23 protein-coding genes are annotated in these 19476 nt (G+C 68.7%); 14 read left to right on the top strand and 9 right to left on the bottom strand.

Going from position 1 to position 19476, the window contains the following annotated elements:
* Positions 1-34: 34 nt before the first annotated feature.
* From KBZ12_RS05515 to folE, 6 genes are all read left to right on the top strand, one after another.
* Positions 35-838, top strand: coding sequence for a creatininase family protein (locus KBZ12_RS05515; protein ID WP_254956878.1), 804 nt, complete (start codon positions 35-37; stop codon positions 836-838).
* A 35-nt stretch (positions 839-873) separates the two neighbouring features.
* Entirely contained in the window at positions 874-1614 is a 741-nt protein-coding gene (locus KBZ12_RS05510; RefSeq protein ID WP_254956876.1) for an aldehyde oxygenase (deformylating), read from the top strand.
* An 83-nt stretch (positions 1615-1697) separates the two neighbouring features.
* Positions 1698-2747 carry a long-chain acyl-[acyl-carrier-protein] reductase gene (locus KBZ12_RS05505; RefSeq protein WP_254956874.1) on the top strand — a complete coding sequence of 350 codons (1050 nt, stop codon included), beginning with the start codon at positions 1698-1700 and terminating at the stop codon, positions 2745-2747.
* A gap of 38 nt (positions 2748-2785) precedes the next feature.
* A complete protein-coding gene (locus KBZ12_RS05500) occupies positions 2786-3775 on the top strand; it encodes an acetyl-CoA carboxylase carboxyltransferase subunit alpha (RefSeq protein ID WP_254956873.1) in 990 nt (329 codons plus the stop codon).
* Between the two features lie 25 nt (positions 3776-3800).
* The gene (locus KBZ12_RS05495) at positions 3801-4511 is read left to right on the top strand and encodes an SDR family oxidoreductase (RefSeq protein WP_254956872.1); all 711 of its coding nucleotides are present in this window, start codon (positions 3801-3803) and stop codon (positions 4509-4511) included.
* Positions 4512-4519: 8 nt separating this feature from the next.
* Entirely contained in the window at positions 4520-5263 is a 744-nt protein-coding gene (folE, locus tag KBZ12_RS05490; RefSeq protein ID WP_254956871.1) for a GTP cyclohydrolase I, read from the top strand.
* A gap of 15 nt (positions 5264-5278) precedes the next feature.
* On the opposite strand, the gene KBZ12_RS05485 is transcribed toward folE, so the two are convergent.
* Together KBZ12_RS05485 and KBZ12_RS05480 are read right to left on the bottom strand one after the other, a co-directional pair.
* The gene (locus tag KBZ12_RS05485) at positions 5279-5809 is read right to left on the bottom strand and encodes a hypothetical protein (RefSeq protein ID WP_254956870.1); all 531 of its coding nucleotides are present in this window, start codon (positions 5807-5809) and stop codon (positions 5279-5281) included.
* 55 nt (positions 5810-5864) lie between these two features.
* Positions 5865-6524: a phosphoribosylanthranilate isomerase gene (locus tag KBZ12_RS05480; protein ID WP_396100711.1), complete on the bottom strand. Its 660-nt coding sequence runs from the start codon at positions 6522-6524 to the stop codon at positions 5865-5867.
* A gap of 79 nt (positions 6525-6603) precedes the next feature.
* Between KBZ12_RS05480 and KBZ12_RS05475 the strand changes: the two genes are divergently transcribed.
* Positions 6604-7908 carry a site-2 protease family protein gene (locus KBZ12_RS05475; protein ID WP_254956973.1) on the top strand — a complete coding sequence of 435 codons (1305 nt, stop codon included), beginning with the start codon at positions 6604-6606 and terminating at the stop codon, positions 7906-7908.
* On the opposite strand, the gene KBZ12_RS05470 is transcribed toward KBZ12_RS05475, so the two are convergent.
* Positions 7842-8720, bottom strand: coding sequence for a lipoyl protein ligase domain-containing protein (locus tag KBZ12_RS05470; protein WP_254956869.1), 879 nt, complete (start codon positions 8718-8720; stop codon positions 7842-7844). The two genes, KBZ12_RS05475 and KBZ12_RS05470, sit on opposite strands and share 67 nt — an antisense overlap.
* A 20-nt stretch (positions 8721-8740) precedes the next feature.
* On the opposite strand from KBZ12_RS05470, the gene KBZ12_RS05465 reads away from it, so the two are divergent.
* Entirely contained in the window at positions 8741-9550 is an 810-nt protein-coding gene (locus KBZ12_RS05465; protein WP_254956868.1) for a sulfite exporter TauE/SafE family protein, read from the top strand.
* On the opposite strand, the gene KBZ12_RS05460 is transcribed toward KBZ12_RS05465, so the two are convergent.
* The gene (locus tag KBZ12_RS05460) at positions 9511-9996 is read right to left on the bottom strand and encodes a CRR6 family NdhI maturation factor (protein WP_254956867.1); all 486 of its coding nucleotides are present in this window, start codon (positions 9994-9996) and stop codon (positions 9511-9513) included. The two genes, KBZ12_RS05465 and KBZ12_RS05460, sit on opposite strands and share 40 nt — an antisense overlap.
* Before the next feature lie 91 nt (positions 9997-10087).
* On the opposite strand from KBZ12_RS05460, the gene psaM reads away from it, so the two are divergent.
* The 5 genes from psaM to KBZ12_RS05435 all read left to right on the top strand — a co-directional run bounded on the left by psaM (position 10088) and on the right by KBZ12_RS05435 (position 13440).
* On the top strand, positions 10088-10192 hold the full coding sequence (gene psaM / locus KBZ12_RS05455) for a photosystem I reaction center subunit XII (RefSeq protein ID WP_254956972.1): 105 nt from the start codon (positions 10088-10090) through the stop codon (positions 10190-10192).
* A 226-nt stretch (positions 10193-10418) separates the two neighbouring features.
* Positions 10419-10832 carry a hypothetical protein gene (locus KBZ12_RS05450; protein ID WP_254956865.1) on the top strand — a complete coding sequence of 138 codons (414 nt, stop codon included), beginning with the start codon at positions 10419-10421 and terminating at the stop codon, positions 10830-10832.
* Positions 10833-10867: 35 nt separating this feature from the next.
* The gene (locus tag KBZ12_RS05445) at positions 10868-11872 is read left to right on the top strand and encodes a protochlorophyllide reductase (RefSeq protein WP_254956863.1); all 1005 of its coding nucleotides are present in this window, start codon (positions 10868-10870) and stop codon (positions 11870-11872) included.
* A 99-nt stretch (positions 11873-11971) separates the two neighbouring features.
* Positions 11972-12559, top strand: coding sequence for a hypothetical protein (locus tag KBZ12_RS05440; protein WP_254956861.1), 588 nt, complete (start codon positions 11972-11974; stop codon positions 12557-12559).
* Complete coding sequence (locus tag KBZ12_RS05435; protein ID WP_254956860.1) at positions 12556-13440, top strand: hypothetical protein; 885 nt, start codon at positions 12556-12558, stop codon at positions 13438-13440. Before KBZ12_RS05440 ends, KBZ12_RS05435 begins: the two co-directional genes overlap by 4 nt.
* A gap of 40 nt (positions 13441-13480) precedes the next feature.
* Here KBZ12_RS05435 and KBZ12_RS05430 read toward each other — a convergent pair whose 3' ends face one another.
* From KBZ12_RS05430 to KBZ12_RS05410, 5 genes are all read right to left on the bottom strand, one after another.
* Complete coding sequence (locus KBZ12_RS05430) at positions 13481-14032, bottom strand: manganese efflux pump MntP family protein (protein WP_254956859.1); 552 nt, start codon at positions 14030-14032, stop codon at positions 13481-13483.
* A gap of 77 nt (positions 14033-14109) precedes the next feature.
* Positions 14110-15021: a ferredoxin:protochlorophyllide reductase (ATP-dependent) iron-sulfur ATP-binding protein gene (gene bchL, locus KBZ12_RS05425; protein ID WP_254956858.1), complete on the bottom strand. Its 912-nt coding sequence runs from the start codon at positions 15019-15021 to the stop codon at positions 14110-14112.
* A gap of 116 nt (positions 15022-15137) precedes the next feature.
* The gene (locus tag KBZ12_RS05420) at positions 15138-16832 is read right to left on the bottom strand and encodes a ferredoxin:protochlorophyllide reductase (ATP-dependent) subunit B (protein ID WP_254956856.1); all 1695 of its coding nucleotides are present in this window, start codon (positions 16830-16832) and stop codon (positions 15138-15140) included.
* A 7-nt stretch (positions 16833-16839) separates the two neighbouring features.
* The gene (locus tag KBZ12_RS05415; protein WP_254956971.1) at positions 16840-18108 is read right to left on the bottom strand and encodes a ferredoxin:protochlorophyllide reductase (ATP-dependent) subunit N; all 1269 of its coding nucleotides are present in this window, start codon (positions 18106-18108) and stop codon (positions 16840-16842) included.
* A 103-nt stretch (positions 18109-18211) separates the two neighbouring features.
* Positions 18212-18715: a hypothetical protein gene (locus KBZ12_RS05410; RefSeq protein ID WP_254956855.1), complete on the bottom strand. Its 504-nt coding sequence runs from the start codon at positions 18713-18715 to the stop codon at positions 18212-18214.
* 161 nt (positions 18716-18876) lie between these two features.
* Between KBZ12_RS05410 and KBZ12_RS05405 the strand changes: the two genes are divergently transcribed.
* Complete coding sequence (locus tag KBZ12_RS05405) at positions 18877-19437, top strand: hypothetical protein (protein WP_254956854.1); 561 nt, start codon at positions 18877-18879, stop codon at positions 19435-19437.
* Positions 19438-19476 lie beyond the last annotated feature (39 nt).

Genomic DNA, 19476 nt, shown 5'->3' with positions numbered 1-19476 from the left:
GAATCACCCGTTGAGGCCCGTCCTCCCCCCGCCGATGCCCCCCAGCACCGAGCGACGCCTCGCCAGTCTCAGCTGGACGGCGGTGCGTGAGCAGGCCTCCCGACCGGGCAGCACAGTGGTCTGGCCGTTCGGTGCCATCGAGCAGCATGGGCCCCTGCTGCCCCTGGGCACCGATGGCCTGTTCGCCGAACGGGTGGCTGAGGCGGTGCTGGAGCGGCTCGACCCCGACCTGCCGATCTGGCGGCTACCGCTGCAGAGCATCGGCTTTTCTCCGGAGCACCTTGGGTTCCCCGGAACCCTCAGCCTGCCCGCCGATCTGGTGATTGAGCTGGTGCGCAGCGTGGGCAGGGGGATCGCGGCGGCGGGCTTCCAGCGGCTGGTGCTCTTCAACGCCCACGGCGGCCAGATCGGTTTGCTGGAGGCGGCGGCGAGGGAGCTGCGGGTGCTGGAACCCGGCCTGGCGGTCCTGCCCTGTTTCCTCTGGCGTGGTGCCGATGGCCTGGCGGAACTGATTCCCGAACCTGAACGCAGCACGGGGCTGCATGCCGGCCTGGCCGAGACCAGCCTGATGCTGTTCCTCGAGCCGGCCACCGTCGGCGCCCTGCCCGCCGCCGACGGACTGGCCCCCTCCCCCCCGCCCACCGGCTGGAGCCTGGAGGGGGCCTGCCCCTGCTCCTGGCGCACGGAGGAACTGAGCAGCAGCGGGGTCATCGGGGATCCCCGTGATGCCAGCGACGACCTTGGCCGCAAGCTCTTCCTGCGCCTGGTGGGCAGCTGGGAGCGGCGCCTGGACGCCCTGGTGCGCAGCAACTGGCCGCCGACTTCCGGCAGACCATGACTAGAGTCGTCTGATTGCCTGAGCCTGTGGTTCCCATGCCCACCCTCGAAACCACCACGTCTGTCGATTCGGCACTGGATCCCTCAGGCCCGTTCGAGGGGAGTGAGCTTCCCGACTTCACCGCCGCCGCCTACAAGGACGCCTACAGCCGCATCAACGCGATCGTGATCGAAGGCGAGCAGGAAGCCCATGACAACTACATGTCGCTGGGAACGTTGCTTCCCGACCAGGCCGAAGAGCTGACCCGTCTGGCCCGCATGGAGCTGAAGCACATGAAGGGCTTCACCGCCTGCGCCAACAACCTGGGCGTCACCGCCGACATGCCCTTCGCCCAGGAGTTCTTCTCCCCCCTGCGCAACAACTTCCAGGCGGCCCTGAAGGACGGCAAGGTGGTCACCTGTCTGCTGATTCAGGCCCTGCTGATTGAAGCCTTCGCCATCTCGGCCTATCACATCTATATTCCTGTGGCCGATCCTTTCGCCCGCAAGATCACCGAGGGGGTGGTCAAGGATGAGTACACCCACCTCAACTACGGCCAGGAGTGGCTCAAGGCCCACCTCGAGGAGTCCCGCGCCGAGCTGGAGCAGGCCAACCGCGACAACCTTCCCCACGTCCGTCGCATGCTGGATCGGGTGGCCGCCGATGCCGCCGTCCTGCACATGGAGAAGGAAGACCTGATCGAGGATTTCCTGATCGCCTACCAGGACGCCCTCACGGACATCGGCTTCACCCCTCGGGAGATCGCCCGCATGGCTGCAGCGGCACTGGTGGGCTGAGCCGAACCGCTCGCTCCCATCGGAGGAGGATGTAGCGTCGGCGACATCCGGCCCCGCTCTCGCCGCCGCTTTCCTGTTCCTGCATGTTCGGCCTCATCGGTCATTCCACCAGCTTTGAGTCGGCGCGCAATCTGGCGCGAGGCCTTGGCTTTGAGGAGTACGCCGACGGGGATCTGGACATGTGGTGCAGTGCTCCCCCCCAGCTGGTGGAGAGGATCAGCGTCACCAGCCCCACGGGCAAGCGCATTGAAGGGGCCTACATCGATTCGGTGTTCGTCCCGGAAATGCTGAGCCGCTTCAAGACGGCCAAGCGCAAGGTGCTGAATGCCATGGAGCTGGCCCAGAAGAACGGCATCGACATCACCGCCCTCGGTGGCTTCACCTCGATCATCTTCGAGGATTTCAAGCTGCTCAGTGAACAGCAGGTGCGAGCCACCACCCTGGATTGGCAGCGGTTCACCACCGGCAACACCCACACCGCCTGGGTGATCTGCCGCCAGGTGGAAGAGAATGCGCCAAGGCTGGGCATTGACCTGCGGCGGGCCCAGGTGGCCGTGGTGGGCGCCACCGGTGACATCGGCAGTGCCGTCTGCCGTTGGCTCTCCCAGCGCACCGGCGTGCAGGAACTGCTGCTGGTGGCCCGCCGTCCCCAGCCACTGGCCGATCTCCAGCAGGAGCTGGGCGGTGGTCGCATCCTTGCGTTGGAGGAGGCCCTGGAGGAGGCGGATGTGGTGGTGTGGGTCGCCAGCCTGGCCCAGGCCAGCAGCCTCGATCCCAGCCGCCTGCGCCGCCCCTGCCTGATGATCGATGGCGGTTACCCCAAGAATCTGGACACCAAGGCCAGCGGCGATGGCATCCACGTCCTCAAGGGGGGCATCGTGGCCTTCGGGTCCGATATCGGCTGGCAGATGATGGAGGCAGCGGACATGGCCAACCCCCAGCGCGAGATGTTCGCCTGCTTCGCCGAAGCGATGCTGCTGGAGTTCGAAGGCCTGCACACCAACTTCAGCTGGGGCCGCAACAACATCACCCTGGAGAAGATGGACCTCATCGGCGCCGCCTCGCTTCGCCACGGTTTCCAGGCCCTGGGCCTGGAGCGTCCTGCTCCGGTCCCCAGCCTCTCCTCCACCTGATTTCCCCTCCGCCTGATCCGTCCCCTGCACCTCCAACCATGGCCCGCCGCGTCCTGCTGGACTTCGAGAAACCGCTGGTGGAGCTGGAGGAGCAGATCGAGCAGATCCGCCAGCTGGCCCGCGATTCCGAGGTCGATGTGAGCCAGCAGCTGCTGCAGCTGGAAACCCTCGCCACCCGGCGCCGGGAGGAGATCTTCAGTTCCCTCAGCCCGGCCCAGAAGATCCAGGTGGCCCGCCACCCCCAGCGGCCCAGCACCCTCGACTACATCCAGGTCATCACCGACGAGTGGATCGAGCTGCACGGCGACCGCCGCGGCAACGACGACCGCGCCCTGGTGGGCGGCGTGGGTCGCATCGGCGACCAGCCCGTGGTGCTGCTGGGCCACCAGAAGGGCCGGGACATGAAGGAGAACGTGGCCCGCAACTTCGGCATGGCCTCGCCCGGTGGCTATCGCAAGGCGCTGCGGCTGATGGACCACGCCGACCGCTTCCGCCTGCCGATCCTCAGCTTCATCGACACCCCCGGGGCCTACGCCGGCGTCAAGGCCGAGGAGGAGGGCCAGGGGGAGGCGATCGCCGTGAACCTGCGTGAGATGTTCCGCCTGCGGGTGCCGATCATCGCCGTGGTGATCGGGGAAGGGGGCTCCGGCGGTGCCCTCGGCATCGGCGTGGCCGACCGGCTGCTGATGTTCGAGCACAGCGTCTACACCGTGGCCAGCCCCGAAGCCTGTGCCTCGATCCTCTGGCGCGATGCGGCCAAGGCCCCCGCCGCCGCCGAGGCCCTGCGCATCACCGGTGCCGACCTGCTGCAGCTGGGGCTGGTGGATGCCCTGCTGAAGGAGCCCTCCGGGGGCAACCACTGGGCACCGATGCAGGCCGCCGAGACCCTCCGCACGGCCCTGCTGGACCAGCTCGCCGAGCTGCAGACCTGCAGCGAATCCGATCTGGTGAACGCCCGCTACGCCAAGTTCCGGCGCATGGGCCAGGTCCTGGAGGGGGCGGCAACGGATCCCGCTCTCGCCCCGTAGGGTTGTCTCACTGCCCATTCGTCCGTTGACCGCCGCCCTGATCACCGGTGCCTCCCGCGGCATCGGCGCCGCCGCCGCCCGTCGCTTTGCCGCTGAGGGCTACGACCTCCTGCTGGTGGCCCGCAGCGGTGCCGACCTTGACGACCTCGCCGGGGAGCTGCGGCGGTTGGGACGGCGCGTCGAAACCCTGGCCTTCGACCTGGCTCAGGCGGAGGCCATCCCTGGGGCGATGGCCGAGCTGCTCGGGCGGGGGCTGAGCCCTTCGGTGGTGATCAACAACGCCGGTGCCGCCTGGACCGGCCCCCTGGCGGCCATGCCCCTCGAACGCTGGCAGTGGCTCCTGCAGCTCAATCTCACCAGCGTCTTCCAGGTCTGCCTGGCGGTGCTGCCCGGCCTGCGCCAGGCCGGAGGCGGACGGATCATCAACGTCAGCAGCCATGCCGCCAGGAATGCCTTCCCGGACTGGGGCGCTTACTGCGTCAGCAAGGCCGCCCTGGCCTCCTTCAGCCGCTGCCTTGAGGCCGAGGAACGGGCCGCCGGCATCGCGGTGAGCACCCTCACCCTGGGGGCGGTGAATACACCTCTCTGGGACAGTGAAACCGTCCACAGCTCCTTCGACCGACGTGCCATGCTTTGCGCAGAGCAGGTGGCTGATTCCCTGCTTTACCTTGCGCGGCAGCCCCACAGCCAGACGGTTGAGGACCTCACCCTGATGCCAGCCGCCGGAGCCTTCTAACCCCCCTTATGACATCCACCCTCCCCAGCGGCCTCAGCGCCCGTCAGGCCGCTTCCGTCACGACTCCAATTCCCGTCAGCCTGCGGATCCGCGAGCGACTGCAGAAGGAAGGTGTGCCGTTTCTGGCCAACGACAACATCTCGGAGCATCTGCGCGAGGGTGAGCTCGACCAGTTGGAGATTGAGGTCGCCGGCAAGGTGCGCGAACTGCTGCGCAGTCTGGTGATCGATATTGAGAACGACCACAACACCGAGGAGACGGCCGAACGGGTGGCCAAGATGTACCTCCACGAGGTCTTCAAGGGGCGCTACCACGAGCAACCCAAGATCGCCAGCTTCCCCAACGTGAAGCAGCTCGATGAGATCTACACGGTGGGGCCCATCTCCATCCGTTCCGCCTGTTCCCACCACCTGGTGCCGATCCTCGGCAACTGCTGGATCGGGATCAAACCCGGTGAACGGGTGATCGGTCTGTCGAAGTTCTCCCGGGTGGCCGACTGGGTGTTCTCACGGCCCCACATCCAGGAGGAGGCCGTGATCATCTTAGCCGATGAGATCGAACGGCTCTGCGAGCCCCTCGGCCTTGCGATCCTTGTCAAAGCCCAGCACTACTGCATGAAATGGCGCGGGGTGAAGGAACCCCAGACCAGCATGGTGAATTCGGTCGTTCGCGGTGATTTCCGCCACGACCCCAGCCTCAAGCAGGAGTTCTTCGAGCTCGTGCGTCAGCAGGAGTCGCTGCTCGGCAATTGAGCGGCTGAGCGGCGTTCAGGATCCGGGTCGGGCCATCACCGGCCCCACCACCTGGGAGACACTGCGTTGGCTGCCGGAGGCGGTGGGAACGGCCACCACCACCATCACCTGGTACGCCACGTCAGCCGGCGTCAAGGCATAGTTGGGGCCGCTGGCCCCTTGGATGAGCTGCCAGTTGCGACGGCCGGGGGCCAGGCGATACCAGTGGAATGCACTGGGGGGCAGGGCGGCCAGAACATCCGCCGTGGCCATGGCCTGCAGCAGCGCCCCCTGACGGGCTTCCCCCTGCAGCAACAGCCGGTTGAGTCCGGTGATCCGCTGCTCCACCGCACCTTCGATCTGCTGATCCCCGGCGATCTCCTGGCGCAACAGCTGGATCTGCTGCTGGGGATCGGCCGTGATTCCCGGGACGCATTGCAGCGTCCCCTGGACCAGCTGGCAGCCCACCAGGTCCTGGGCTTTGGAGCCGGCCCCTGGCCCCAGCAGCAGAAGCAGGCCGAGGGGCAGGGCGGCACGAACGCTGAGGGTGCGACGAAGGAAGGTCAACGGGATCCAGATGTCGGACTGCACCGATCCTGCACCCGGCAGCGCCAAACGCCAATCAACCGGTGGTGGATCCACGCATCGCCGCCAGCAGGGCCGCGACCCGGGCCAGGTTCTTGACGCCGGGGCGATCCTCGAGGGCACTGGAGGCATCCAGACCGTCGGGCTGCAGGCGGTCCAGCAGCTCGGCCACCGTCTCGGGGCCGACGCCGCCGGCCAGCCACCAGGGGAAGGCCGGGCGGAAACCCTCCAGCCAGGCGATGGGGATCCGGTGCCCGGTGCCCCCCAGCTGGCCCGGTTGCCAGGCATCGAGCAACAGGGCCTCCACCACACCGGCGTAGGCGGTCGCCGTCTCCAGATCCTCGGGGGAGCGCACCCGCAGGGCCTTCCAGAGCCGCACACCACCCAGTAGCTGGGCCAGCTCGCGGCAGCGCTCCACAGTTTCACTGCCATGCAGCTGGACCACCGCATGGCCCCGGCACGGGCCGAGCTCCTCCAGCTGATCGTCGCTGGGATCGGCCACCACCAGCACACCGAAGCAATCGGCAGCGCCGGCGGCCATGGCCGCGAACAACGCAGGGCGTTGTGCCGCCGGCACGAAGCGGGGCGAGCTGGGAACGGCGATGACCCCGATCGCATCCACCCCCAAAGCCGCGATGGCGGTGGCTTGGGCCGGCTCCCTGAGCCCACAGACCTTCAGCAGCGGAGAGGAAATCAGAACCAGGTCGGCCGGGCTGCCTTTCTAGGATGGGCGCGATAATTCCGGCCACGGCCGGATCACTGCCCGGACGGTGCCCGTGGGTGAAGGCTGGCAATTGCTGACGATCCGCGGCATTCCCCTGCGCATCCATCCGAGCTGGTTCGTGATCCTGTTGCTGGCCACCCTGGGGTTCCAGCAGCAGTACGCCCTCAGCCTGCGCGGCCAGCTCTCGCCGGCGGCGCTCTGGGCCGTGGCCCTGGTCACCTCCCTGGCCCTGTTTGTTTCCGTGCTGCTGCACGAGCTGGGCCATTCCCTGGTGGCGCTGCAGCAGGGGGTGAAGGTGAAATCGATCACCCTCTTCCTGCTGGGGGGGGTGGCCAGTGTGGAGCGCGAATGCGCCACCGCCCGCGGTGCCCTGATGGTGGCGGCGGCCGGACCGGCGGTGAGCCTGGTGCTGGGCATCGGCCTGCTGGCGACCACCCATGCCGCCAGCCACCTCACCCCCGTCCTCGGCCAGGTGGTGGAGCGGCTCGGCGCCCTCAACCTGGTCCTGGGGCTGTTCAACCTGCTGCCCGGACTGCCCCTGGATGGGGGTCTGATCGTCAAGGCCCTGGTCTGGGAGTTTTCCGGCAGCCAGCGGCGGGGTGTGGAGGTGGCCAATGCCTGCGGCCGGTTCCTGTCCCTGTTCGCCGTGGGGATGGGAACGGTGCTGCTGCTTCGGGGCGGCGTCATCGGCGGGGCCTGGCTGATCCTGCTGGGCTGGTTCGGCCTGGGGGCGGCCCGCAACCAGAAGCAGATGCTGGTCGTCCAGCAGGCCCTCAAGGATCTCAAGGTCAGGGATGTGGCCCAGCGCCGCTTCCGGGTGCTCGAGGCCGACACCAGCCTGCGGGAGCTGAGCCGGATCCGTCTCGGCACCGCCCCACCGATCGCGGAGGCCGGTGAAGGGGCCGCACCAGCCGACAAGGACGCCAATGGCCCCGCGGAATGGCTGCTCGTCTGCGACCGGGGCCGCTGGCAGGGGGTCATCGACGACGCCCCCCTGCAGACCCTGCCGGTGCAGTGCTGGGACAGGGAGCGGGTGGGCGACCATCTCCAGCCCCTCTCCAGCCTGCCCGCCATCCCGGAGTCCGCCCCGCTGTGGCAGGCCGCCCTCCAGCTCGATGACGGCAACCACCAGCGGCTGCTGGTGCTGAGTCCCGCCGGTCTGCCCTGCGGCACCGTGGAGCGCCCCGAGCTGGGTGACGCTGTGCTGAAGAAGCTGGGCCTGCGCCTGCCCGCCAATCTCCTGTCGGTGGCCCGGCGCGAGAACGGCTACCCCCTCGGCATGGCCCTGGGTCAGGTGGCCCGCGGCATGGTCAGCTCGGGCGACGTGTCGCCGCTCACCGACAAGGTCGCCCGATAACGGCCCAGGCCCCGGGCGATCAGGGCGAGCGCCGCGGGACTGAGGGGCGAGGCGTCTGGCATGGGATTGGCTTGAGCGGCGCCTCCAGGCCCCCCCTCAGCGACGCTGCCCGCCAGCAGGGGCAGCCAGCGGGCCGCCGATCGGTACAGGTGCTGTTCCAGCGGCTCTCCGGCCAGGGGCAGGGGATCGAGCTTCGGAGCGGCGCCGCCGAACACCTCGCGCCAGAGGACGGGGCAGGGGTCCAGCTGGATCGAACCGTGCTGCAGCAGATGGCCGCCGCGCCACAGCTGGGCACTGCCCACCCGCTTGGCCCCATTGGCGTGCACCAGATCGGCGGCGGTGCTGGTGGCGAAGCAGCTGCTGCGCTGCAGGCTGGCCGCCTGGCTGCCGCTTCGCAGCGGCTCGCCCATGGCCGCGAACGCTTCAATGAGCCAGGCAAGGGCGCGGCCGTAGACCTCGGCACGGGATCCCTGGGGCCGGGGCCAGACCAGGGCATAGGTCAGATCGCCGCCGTGGAGCACGGCCCGGCCGCCACTGGGCCGGCGCACCAGCGAGAGGCGCCCCTGGCGAACCAGATCGCTCCAGTGGGGCTCCAGGCGCCGCTGGTGCCAGCCCAGGGAGAGGGTCGGACGCGACCAGCGGTAGAGACGGAAGGCCGGCGCAGGACCCACCAAGGACGCGGGGTTCACGGCCCCTGGCCCCTCCAGCAACCAGGCGTCGATGGCCATCTGCCAGGCCCCCTCGCGGAGGCAGGGCGCGATCCAGCGAACCGGCGCCGCCGGCTGGTCGGAGGGGAAGGCCTGCGTTGTCATGACGTTTGCCCGCCCAGCCCATGACAACGTCCCTGATCTGGAGTCTGCTGCCCCTGCTGCCCCTCGGACTGGTGGCGGGCCTGCTCTCCGGGTTGCTGGGCATCGGCGGCGGGCTGATCTTCTCCCCCCTGCTGCTGCTGCTGGGCCTGACGCCCCACCAGGCCCTGGCCACCAGCACCCTGGCGATCGTGCCCACCACCCTCGGTGGCACGGTCGCCCATGTGCGCAGCGGCAGGCTCACCTGGCCCGGGGGGGTGGCCATCGCGGCCGGTGCCGCCCTCAGTGCAGGGCTGTTCAGCCACCTGGGCCAGGGCCTCGCCGGCTGGCAGCTGCTGAGCCTGCAGGCGGCGCTCTATGCGCTGCTCACGGGGCTGGTCAAACCCCGCAGCCAGCTGGCCCCGGCGCGGGAGCGGCAGCCCCATCCCCTTGCCCTGGCCCTGGTGGGGGCCCTGGCGGGGGTGGCCGCCGGCCTGCTGGGGGTGGGCGGCGGCCTGGTGATGGTGCCGGTGATGGTGGCGGGGCTGGGGATGCCCGTCCACGGGGCGATCCGGTACAGCACCGTCGCGGTGCTGGCCTCCTCCTGCAGCGCCTCGCTGGCCTTTCTGGCCGACGGCCGGGCCAATCCCCTGGTGGCTCTGGTGCTGGGGGGCACCGCGGCCATGGCCGCCCAGTGGTCCGCCAGCCGACTCGAGCAGGTCCGGGAGGAGCGGCTGGTGTGGATGCTGCGGGCCATCACCCTGGTGCTGGCCCTGGACAGCGGCCGCCGCGCCGTGGGCCTGTGGTTCGAAGCTCAGGGGATCACGCTCCAGAAACCGGGATCGAGCTCGTAGCCGAGGACGGCGGCCATCTGGCCCAGGTTGGCGCGGCACTCGATGCCCCCCGCGGCCGCCCAGTGGTCGAGCAGGAACAGGCGCTGGGTGATCCAGAGCTCCAGGCTCTCGGGGGCGAAGCGGATCCCCTCGGTGGGACTGAAGCCATGGGGGAGCAGCATCGCCACATGGCGGGTGAGCTGACCGCCGCTGCGCTCCAGCACCAGGGGCAGCCAGGGATGGAGCGCATCGGCCCGCAGACTCCACAGCCGCAGTTCGGCGATCTCCGAGAGCTCGCGGGGATCCTCCGCCTCCCTGGGCCAGTCGAAATCGATCTGCAGTCCGCTGGCGGCGGTGAGCACTGCGGCGGGTGCCAGGGACGCCAGGCCCACCAGGGGGGAGAGATCGAGCCCGCGCACCTGGTCGGCGGACACCTTCAGAGGGTCGGAGCAGGGTGGGGGCGCCATCAAGAGCTGTGACAGGGCAAGGTCTGAGGCTGGACCGTAGCTCGCGATGGCCGAAGAATGGGTCGGTCAAACTCCATCCACCGTCACGGATATGGTCACCCCGATCAACCAGGCCGAAGTGCTGATTACCCTCGTCGTGGCGGCCCATGCCGGCGTGCTGGCCGTGCGTCTCTGCTTCAGCCTCTACAAAGCCTGAAGCTGCAGGGGCTGTGCCCTTGGCAAGGGGCGTACCGGCTGCTACAAGCGAAGGGCTCGCAGCCTTTCCTCAGGTGCGCCAGACCCAGCCCCAGCCCTCCCGGCGCCAGTCTTCCGCTGCAAGCCGCTCCACCGGTCGCTCGCGCCGTTCCTCGGCTCTGCGTGCGGCCGCGGAAGGCCCGGTCGCTCCGCTCCCCTGGCGTCCAGCCGCCAGCGCCGTTCCCTCTGTGCCGTCGCCCCATGCCCCCTCCGAAGCCGGGGGGTATGGCATGGAAAGCCAGTTGCTCTCCCTGTCCGCCGAGCGCCAGGAACTGGTCTGCAGCCTGATCGGGCTGGCGGTGAAGCTGGGGCTCATCGGCCTCACCGGCGTGAGCCTGTTCCAGCTTGCCGGCGCCTACCAGCAGCGCATGGAGAGCCAGGGGGAGATCTCGGCGGTTCTGGAGATCGAGAACGCCAAGCTGGTCAAGGCCAGGGAACGCTTCGATGCCCTGTTCATGGTGGAAGGCGAGCAGCGCCTGATCCGGGAGCAGAGCCAGTGGATCGCCCCGAACCGCCTGCGGGTGATCTGGCAGTCGAACCGTCCGTTTCCAACTGTTGACGCCCCCGCCTCCGGTTCCGGAAACCAGGGCGCCCGTCCGTAGGTTGGGGCCCCCTTCGCCCCCGGTCCATCCCCGCCATGGTGACCCCCTCCGGTGACCCCGCCCTTTCTCCCGCCCGCAGCGGCGTTCCCGGAACGGCCCTGATCACCGGCGCCTCCTCCGGTGTTGGTCTGTTCGCCGCCAAGGCCCTGGTGGATCGCGGCTGGCACGTGGTGATGGCCTGCAGGGACACCGACAAGGCCCGCCGCGCCCAGGCCGCCCTGGCCATTGCCGATGACGCGGTGACCCACCTGAAGGTGGATCTGGCGGATCTCGACGGTATACGCGCCCTCGTCGACGCCTTCCATGCCACCGGCCGCCCCCTTGATGCCCTGGTCTGCAATGCGGCGGTCTACCTGCCGCGGCTGAAGCATCCGGAACGCTCTCCCCAGGGCTACGAGATCTCGATGGCCACCAACCACTTCGGCCATTTCCTGCTGATCCACCTGCTGCTCGACGACCTCAAGCGCTCCAGCCACCCCTCGCGTCGGCTCGTGATCCTGGGCACCGTCACCGCCAACTCCAAGGAGCTGGGGGGCAAGATCCCCATCCCCGCCCCCGCCGACCTGGGCGATCTCTCCGGCTTCGCCGCCGGCTTCAAGGCCCCGATCGCCATGGCCAACGGCAAGAGCTTCAAGCCCGGCAAGGCCTACAAGGACAGCAAGCTCTGCAACATGATCACCACCCAGGAGCTGCACCGCCGGCTGCATGACAGCACCGGGATCGTGTTCACCTCCCTCTACCCGGGCTGCGTGGCCGACACCCCCCTGTTCCGCCACACCCCGCGGGCCTTCCAGACCATCTTCCCCTGGTTCCAGAAGAACATCACCGGCGGCTACGTGAGCCAGGCCCTGGCGGGCGAGCGGGTGGCCCAGGTGGCGGCGGATCCGGACTTCGCCGTCTCCGGCGTGCACTGGAGCTGGGGGAACCGCCAGACGAAGGGGGGCAAGCAGTTCAGCCAGGAGCTCTCCGAGAAAGCGAGCAACCCGGTCACCGCCCAGCGGATGTGGGACCTGTCCCTGCAGCTCGTGGGACTCGCCTGAGGCGATCAGCGGGCCGACGCCATTGCGTCGGAGTTTGCGGATTCAGACGTAGGGCGTGCTGGAGCCGCTAAAAATCATCCAGTACCACCCCCGGAGTCGATGGCCCGCACGCTGCGCTGGGGAGTGGGACTGCTGCTGGTCGTCAGCCTGTCGATCGGTGCCTTCCTGCTGCTGCCGTTCCGCTCCTGGCTGCCGGGCGGAACGGTGGCGGATGTGCCGCTCAGCCAGGTGGTGAACGGCACGGCGTTCAACCGTCTGTTTCCCGAGCCGGACAACGGTGACCAGCTGGTGTTCACCCAGGAGAAGCGCGGCTTCAGTGAGGCCCGGCTCAAGCATGACGGCCAGGTGAAGGCCCTGCTCGCCATCTCCGATGTGACCACTGCGCCTGAGGCACGCAAGAAGTTTGAGACCAGCCAGAGCCGGCTGCAGGGCTGGCCGCTGGTGGAGCAGGGTCCGCAGGCCACGGCCCTGCTGGTGGCCGACCGCTTCCAGGTCAAGGTGATCGGCCAGGGCGACGGGCTGGAGGCCGAGCAGCGTCAGGAACTGATCGGCCGGTTCAACCTCAGGGGCCTGGCGGCGCTGCAGCCGGCCCTGCCCAGCGGGCCGCGGGCGGCCCTGCCCAGCGGCCAAGACTCCGCCGGACGCCAGAGCCTTGAGCGCGTTGCGGCGATGGAGCCCGCGTCATGAGCTCCGTTCTCGAGCGCCTCGATCGCCTGCCCCGCCGCAACCTGACGGTGCTTGCCATCAAGGGCCTCAGCACCCTGGTGCCCGGCGGCTGGAAGAACATCACCAGCGCCGACGGCCTGATCGCCGACGTGCTGGGCAGCAGCGATCCGGAGCTGATCCGCCAGGTGCGTGAGCGGGCCGACGCCTTGAGCCGGGCCCGCCACGAAGGCTATGGCCGTGCCCTGAGCCTGTATGACGCCGTCAACCGCTCCCAGAAGGCTGCCGGTGGGCTGCGGCTGCTGGCCAATGTCGGCGGCGCCCTGCCCTTGGTGAAACGGGTTGCCGACCTCACCCCCACCAGCGAGACCCTGCAGGCGGCGGATCTGAGTCTGAAGGTGGCCGCCGAGATGCTGGCCTTCACCCAGGTGAACGGCCTGCCCGGTGACAGCTTCGGCGATTTCGCCGCCTCCCTGGGCGAGTACGCCGGCGAGGCCCGGGTGAGGATGGCGGCCCTGATCTGCTTCGATGCCCTGTTGCCCCTGGGCGACCAGGCCCTGCAGCGGCTGGATGGCCTGCTGGGGGGCGTCAGCCAGCGGGACCTGCACCAGCTGCCCGCCTACGCCGGGATGGCCTCCATGCTGCCGGGACGGGGCGATGGGGCCCACCTGAGCTTTCTGCGCCGCGGCGTGGACCAGTGGCTGGGCTGGGCCGGCGGGTTCAGCAGCCAGCTGGGCCTCACCGGCCAGAAGGCCGTGCAGGCCCTGGAGAACACCCTGGGCCCCTGGCAAGGGAGCTTCCAGCAGATGGCCACCTTCCTTGATGCCTTCACCGACACTTACCAGCACACGGGGGTTCAGGCGGTGGCCCGCCGGCTGGTGGAGCGGGCCGCCGCGGAAATCTGAAGGTGGCAGCGGGTGGCGCTGTGCTGTCCGCACACAGCTTCTAGATCGACAGCATCTTGAACCCCAGAGCGATCAACACCAGACCGGCCAGCATTTCCACCTTGCTGCCCAGATGCCCGGAGAGCCTGCGGGCCAGGAACAGGCCCAGGTAGGTGGAAACGAAGGCTCCCACACCGATGGCCGTGGAGTAGAGGCCAATGGGCTTGTTCACAATGCCCAGCGATACACCAACTCCCAGGGAATCAATACTGGTGATGGCGGAGACAAACAGAATGCGCAGGGGTCCGTGCACTCTCAGCTCCTGTTCCTGCCCCTCCCCGTCGTGTTGTTCCCGGTAGGCCGCCCAGCACATGTGGGCCCCCACGGCCACCAGCAGTGCAAAGGCCACCCAGTGGTCGACATCCATGATCAGCTTGCGGGCGATGCGGCCCAGCAGAAAACCGATCGCCGTGGCCAGCCCCTCCGACAGGCCCGAACTGAGGGCAAAGAACAACGCCCGTCGCCAGGAGAAGTGCCGGAATCCCAGGGCAATGGCCGCCGAGAACGAATCCACACTCAGCACTGCCGTGAACAGCAGCAACTCAGGGATCATTCTTCGGTGGCGTAGGGCCTGACCTTAGCCACCCACCTGCAGGTCAATCCTGGCCGGGTCAGCACCAGGCCACAGACTCAATCAAATCCCAGCAGGTCGAAGATCTCCCGATCCTTGAGCGATTCGGCCTCCAGAGGCTCCACGTCGGTGAGCATCTTGCGGGCCAGGCTCAGGTACTCCTGCTGCACGGCCTCCACTTCCGGTGTGCTCTCCATCTCGAAGATGGTGCACTTCTTGAGCCGTGATTTGCGGATCGCATCGACGGTCTTGAAATGGGCCATGGTGCGCAGGCCCGTGCGCTCGTTGAACTTGTCGATCTCGTCGGTCTGTTCCGAGCGGTTGGCGATCACCCCACCCAGGCGCACCTTGTAGTTCTTGGCCTTGGCATTGATGGCCTGCATGATCCGATTCATGGCGAAGATCGAATCGAAATCGTTGGCGGTCACGATCAGGCAGTAGTGCGCGTGCTGGAGCGGCGCCGCGAAGCCGCCGCAGACCACGTCACCCAGCACATCGAAGATCACCACATCGGTGTCCTCCAGCAGGTGGTGCTCCTTGAGCAGCTTGACCGTCTGGCCGGTCACGTAGCCACCGCAGCCGGTGCCGGCCGGAGGGCCACCCGATTCCACACACATCACGCCGTTGTAGCCCTCGAAGACGAAGTCCTCGGGCCTCAGCTCCTCGGTGTGGAAGTCGACGGTCTCGAGGATGTCGATCACCGTCGGCACCATCTTCTTGGTGAGGGTGAAGGTGGAATCGTGCTTGGGGTCACAGCCGATCTGCAGCACCCGCTTGCCCAGCTTGGAGAAGGCGGCGGACAGATTTGAGGAGGTGGTGGACTTGCCGATACCGCCCTTGCCGTAGACGGCGATCACCAGGGCCCCCTCCTCGATGTTCATCGAGTCGTCCTGATGCACCTGCAGGCTGCCCTCGCCGTCTTCGCGGGGGTTGGCAGTGGTGCTCGAAGGAGACGTGAGTGTGGTGGTCATAGGAAGAACAAGGGGAAGCCGGCGCACCGGCGGATCACTCGTAAGGAAACAGCCTGCTCATTTCGGATCCCGGCTGTCGGGGGATCACGCAAACCGAAACATCGCCAGAGAGGCCCTCAACGGCTGAAGTGGGCCTTGGCGTCGTAGAGGGCTTCGGCATCGATCCTCTCCAGGCCCCGCTCACGGGCAAAGGCTTCGGTGTTCTTACGCACTTTGCCCCGCACGAAGAAGGGGATCTTGGCGAGTTCCGCCTCCCCGTCGGCCGTCCAGAGGCTTTCGAGCGCCTCCCGCACGGCGGCGGCGGCCGTGGTGGTGCCCGGGGCCGGGGCGGCGGTGGCGCCAACGGAAGCCGAGGCTCTGGCCGGCGTCGGAGTCGGGGCCGTTGCTGTGGGGCCCTCGTGGTCGGCGCCCGAGGCCGCCGCCGGTGCGCCGTCGCCCAGGTGGCTGCGGTGGCCGTCGACGAACTCGAAGTCGTGGCGGAACATCCCGATCAGGTGCTCCTCCAGGCCCATCATCAGCGGGTGCACCCAGGAGTCGAAGATCACGTTGGCCCCCTCCCAGCCCATCTGGGGGGAGTAACGGGCCGGCACGTCCTGAACATGCAGGGGGGCGCTGATCACCGCACAGGGCAGGCCCAGCCGCTTGGCGCTGTGCCGTTCCATCTGGGTGCCGAGCACCAGCTCGGCCGCCGCCTCGCCCATGGCCTTCTCCACCACCAGGTAGTCGTCGGTGATCAGGGCCTCCAGGCCCAGCTCGGCGGCCGCGGCCCGCACCTCCCTGGCCTGCTCACGGCTGTAGCTGCCCAGACCCACCACCTGGAAGCCCAGTTCCTTGGAGGCGATCCGGGCGGCGGCGATGGCGTGGGTGGCATCGGCGAAGATGAACACCCGCTTGCCGGTGAGGTAGGTGGAATCCACCGACCTGGAGTACCAGGGCAGCCGGGAGCGGCGCTCGGCCTCGCTCGGCTGCCCCTCCACCTCCTGCAGCTCGGCCGGCAGCGCCAGGTCGAGCACGCCGTGCAGCTCCCGCAGGAAGGCGGCGGTGGCGCCGATGCCGATTGGCACCGTGCGCACCACCGGGGTGCCGAAGCTTCGCTCCAGCCAGCTGCACACCGGCCCCGCCACCTCCGGGTAGAGGCAGACGTTGGCATCGGCCGTGGGGATGCGCAGCAGATCGGCGGGCCGGGCCCCCAGGGGCGCCACCACCGCCACATCGATGCCGTGCTCGGCCAGCAGCCGGGTGATCTCCAGCACGTCGTCGCGGCAGCGGAAGCCGAGCAGGCTGGGACCCAGCAGGTTGACCCTCGGCCGGCGGCCCTCGTCGCGCCAGCGGGACGGGGAGGGCTTGGCGGTACCAGGGGCAGGCAGCTGGCTCTTGAGCAGGGTGCGGACCAGCTGGTAGAAGGTTTCGGCCGCTCCCCAGTTCTCCTTCTTGGAATAGGCCGGCAACTCCAGGTTCACCATCGGCACCCCCAGGTTCATGCCGGCGGCCAGGGCGCCGGGCTGGTCCTGGATCAATTCGGCGGTGCAGCTTTCCCCCACCAGCAATGCTTCGGGCTGGAAGCGCTCGACGGCCTGGCGGATCGAGCGCTGCACCAGCTCGGCGGTGTCACCGCCCAGATCCCTGGCCTGGAACGTGGTGTAGGTGACGGGAGGACGCAGGCCCCGCCGCTCGATCATCGTGAACAGCAGGTCGGCGTAGGTGTCGCCCTGGGGGGCATGGAGCACGTAATGCACCCCCTCCATGGAGGTGGCGATGCGCATGGCCCCGACGTGGGGGGGGCCTTCGTAAGTCCAGAGGGTCAGTTCCATGGGGATCTCAGGAGAGCTGCAGCAGGGCCCGGCGCCGCAGGGGGCGGGCAAAGAGTTCGGCCAGTTCCCCGGCCTGGTCGCAGCCGTGGATCGGGCTGAACACCAGTTCGATCGACCACTTGGTGGCGATGCCTTCGGCCTCGAGGGGATTGGCCAGCCCCAGGCCGCAGAGCACCAGGTCGGGGCGGGCGGCCCGCACCCGCTCCAGCTGCAGGTCGACGTCCTGGCCCTCGCTGAGCTGGGTGTCGGGGGGGAGCAGGGCCAGGTCGGCGGCCATCAGCTGGCGATCCAGGTAGGGGGTGCCCACCTCCACCAGCTCCATGCCGCATTCGCGGGACAGAAAGCGGGCCAGGGGAATCTCCATCTGGGAATCGGGCAGCAGGAACAGCCGCTTGCCGGCGAGCACCTCCCGGTGGGGCTCCAGGGCGCGGCGCCCCCGCTCCACCAGGGGGTCGAGCACCGCATTGAAGCGGTCGGTGGGCACGCCGAAGGCGGTGGCCGCGGCGGCCATCCAGTCGCGGCTGCCCTGGACGCCGAAGGGATAGGGGGCGCTCAGCAGGGTGGCGCCCCGGTGCTGCAGGGCCCGGGCGGTGGCGCTGAGGAAGGGCTGGGCGAGCAGCACCCGTGTCCCCTTGCCGACGGGGGGCAGCTCGGTGGAGCGCCGCGGCGGCAGGCTGCGGACCGTGGTGATGCCCAGCCGCTCGAAGATCAGCCGGAAGCGATCCTCCACCGCATCGGCCAGGGTGCCCACGATCAGCAGCTGCTCCTCATCGGAGGAGGGCAGCAGGGGGAGCATGGCCAGCAGGGCGTTGTCCTCCCCCTGGGTGAAGGTGGTCTCGATGCCGCTGCCGGAGTAGTTCAGCACCCGCACCCGTCCGAGGAGCTGGGTGTTGAGCCGTTCGGCCGCCTTGGCCAGGTCGAGCTTGATCACCTCACTGGGGCAGGAGCCCACCAGGAAGAGGGTGCGGATCTCGGGCCGGCGTTCCAGCAGATCCTTCACCAGCCGGTCGAGTTCCTCGTTGGCATCGGCCAGGCCCGCCAGGTCCCGTTCGCCCAGGATCGCCGTGCCGAAACGGGGTTCGGCGAAGATCATCACCCCGGCCGCCGACTGGATCAGGTGGGCGCAGGTGCGCGATCCCACCACCAGGAAGAAGGCGTCGGGCATGCGGCGGTGCAGCCAGACGATGGACGTGAGGCCGCAGAACACTTCCCGCTGGCCACTCTCCTTGAGGATGTCCGGGGGAGAAGGCTGAATCGGTGGAGCGGACACACCCATGGAGGCGATCGCCAGGTATCGAGCTTCCATGGGTTAGCGGGGCGGACGGGGTCCGCGCCCGACTGCGTTACATCTTTTCGGGATCGTGTGCGGATTCCCGCGCTCAGAGGCGGCGGCGGAAACCCTCACCGAAACCGGCGCTGCGCTCGTCGCGATCGCCATCGGCGCTGCGGCTGAGCTTCCAGACGTTGCGCCCCAGCCGGCGGGCCCTGAGCCCACCGCGTTCCACAAGCGCTGCCCCCGGCCGGGCCCCCATCAGCTGGGCCACCTCCGCGGTGGTCAGGGGGGCGCCGGTGCGGATGGCCAGGTCGGTGATCTCGAGCCGCTGGCGCAGGCCGGTCAGATCGACCGGGTGGTCCGCTTCCCCGGACTCCTTCCAGTCACCGAAGCCGTCGGCGCCGACACTGCCCATGCGCCGCATCAGACCCAGGCCGATGAAGGCGAGGGCCTGCTCCGGCCGCACCCCCTCATCCAGCGCCCGGGTGAGCCATTCCGACACGGTGTCCTGGTCGAGGGAGGGGCGCAGGGGATGGGTCTCGCCCGACACCCCAGCGGCTGGGGATTCGCTGGTGGCGGAAGGGGCGGAAGCGGTGCGCCGGCTGGTCATGGTCGCGCCTGGGAAGGTTGTACCGGAAGGTATCGGTTGCCATCGGTCTCGCAAGGTCTCTGGGCTCTGAAGCCCGCCTCAAGCAGAATCAACGCAGGATGGAAGTCCCTGCTCTACGCGCACATTTCCGTGCCAGCGCGCAGTGCCTCTACCCCGTCCCCATGGAGCGTTCTCTCCATCGGCCCCGCGACCATTCCGCTGCGTACCCCCGGTTCGACGCGACGGCATCACGGGAAGAGCCCATAGAAATCGCCCCCGGTGTGTGGTGGGTTGGAGTGCGTCTGGCGAGTGACCATTTCCAGTGCCACACCTCTGTCATTGCCAACGGTTCGGACGGCGTGCTGATCGATCCGGGTTCGCCGTTCACCAACCAAGGCACCCTCGCCAAACTCCGCGCCAACATCGATCTGGGCGCCATCCGCTGGCTCGTCTGTCACCACTCCGCCCCCGACATTTGCGCCGCCCTGCCCCGGCTGGCTGAGGTCTTTCGACACCCCCAGCGACGGGAGACCCACGAGGTGGCCGCCCGCAACACCACTGCCCTCTGCGATCCACACACGGGCCTGGCCAACCGTCGAACCCTGGAGGAGGGGAAGCTGCCCGCCAGCGACTCCCTGATCGAACTGGATTCCGACCATGGCAAGCAGGTCATCGACAGCTTCGGCCACGACGCCGGCGACCGGGTGCGCGCCGCCGATGCCCTTGCCCTGAGCAGTCATTAGGCCGCTGCCGCCCCGGGGGGGAGTACCCTCCAGTCCTGG

Origin of the sequence: Cyanobium sp. Cruz CV13-4-11, from assembly GCF_024346055.1 — a bacterium.
In the GTDB taxonomy this organism is placed as follows: Bacteria; Cyanobacteriota; Cyanobacteriia; order PCC-6307; family Cyanobiaceae; genus Cyanobium.
This window is presented reverse-complemented; position numbering and strand designations above follow the sequence as displayed.

What these genes read in the sequence shown, in the direction of transcription:
- KBZ12_RS05515 (WP_254956878.1), top strand. Translation starts at nt 35, where the DNA reads ATGCCCCCCAGCACCGAGCGACGCCTCGCCAGTCTCAGCTGGACGGCG.
- KBZ12_RS05510 (WP_254956876.1), top strand. Translation starts at nt 874, where the DNA reads ATGCCCACCCTCGAAACCACCACGTCTGTCGATTCGGCACTGGATCCC.
- KBZ12_RS05505 (WP_254956874.1), top strand. Translation starts at nt 1,698, where the DNA reads ATGTTCGGCCTCATCGGTCATTCCACCAGCTTTGAGTCGGCGCGCAAT.
- KBZ12_RS05500 (WP_254956873.1), top strand. Translation starts at nt 2,786, where the DNA reads ATGGCCCGCCGCGTCCTGCTGGACTTCGAGAAACCGCTGGTGGAGCTG.
- folE (WP_254956871.1), top strand. Translation starts at nt 4,520, where the DNA reads ATGACATCCACCCTCCCCAGCGGCCTCAGCGCCCGTCAGGCCGCTTCC.
- KBZ12_RS05470 (WP_254956869.1), bottom strand. Translation starts at nt 8,720, where the DNA reads ATGACAACGCAGGCCTTCCCCTCCGACCAGCCGGCGGCGCCGGTTCGC.
- KBZ12_RS05465 (WP_254956868.1), top strand. Translation starts at nt 8,741, where the DNA reads ATGACAACGTCCCTGATCTGGAGTCTGCTGCCCCTGCTGCCCCTCGGA.
- KBZ12_RS05460 (WP_254956867.1), bottom strand. Translation starts at nt 9,996, where the DNA reads ATGGCGCCCCCACCCTGCTCCGACCCTCTGAAGGTGTCCGCCGACCAG.
- psaM (WP_254956972.1), top strand. Translation starts at nt 10,088, where the DNA reads ATGGTCACCCCGATCAACCAGGCCGAAGTGCTGATTACCCTCGTCGTG.
- KBZ12_RS05445 (WP_254956863.1), top strand. Translation starts at nt 10,868, where the DNA reads ATGGTGACCCCCTCCGGTGACCCCGCCCTTTCTCCCGCCCGCAGCGGC.
- KBZ12_RS05440 (WP_254956861.1), top strand. Translation starts at nt 11,972, where the DNA reads ATGGCCCGCACGCTGCGCTGGGGAGTGGGACTGCTGCTGGTCGTCAGC.
- KBZ12_RS05435 (WP_254956860.1), top strand. Translation starts at nt 12,556, where the DNA reads ATGAGCTCCGTTCTCGAGCGCCTCGATCGCCTGCCCCGCCGCAACCTG.
- KBZ12_RS05430 (WP_254956859.1), bottom strand. Translation starts at nt 14,032, where the DNA reads ATGATCCCTGAGTTGCTGCTGTTCACGGCAGTGCTGAGTGTGGATTCG.
- bchL (WP_254956858.1), bottom strand. Translation starts at nt 15,021, where the DNA reads ATGACCACCACACTCACGTCTCCTTCGAGCACCACTGCCAACCCCCGC.
- KBZ12_RS05420 (WP_254956856.1), bottom strand. Translation starts at nt 16,832, where the DNA reads ATGGAACTGACCCTCTGGACTTACGAAGGCCCCCCCCACGTCGGGGCC.
- KBZ12_RS05415 (WP_254956971.1), bottom strand. Translation starts at nt 18,108, where the DNA reads ATGGGTGTGTCCGCTCCACCGATTCAGCCTTCTCCCCCGGACATCCTC.
- KBZ12_RS05410 (WP_254956855.1), bottom strand. Translation starts at nt 18,715, where the DNA reads ATGACCAGCCGGCGCACCGCTTCCGCCCCTTCCGCCACCAGCGAATCC.
- KBZ12_RS05405 (WP_254956854.1), top strand. Translation starts at nt 18,877, where the DNA reads ATGGAGCGTTCTCTCCATCGGCCCCGCGACCATTCCGCTGCGTACCCC.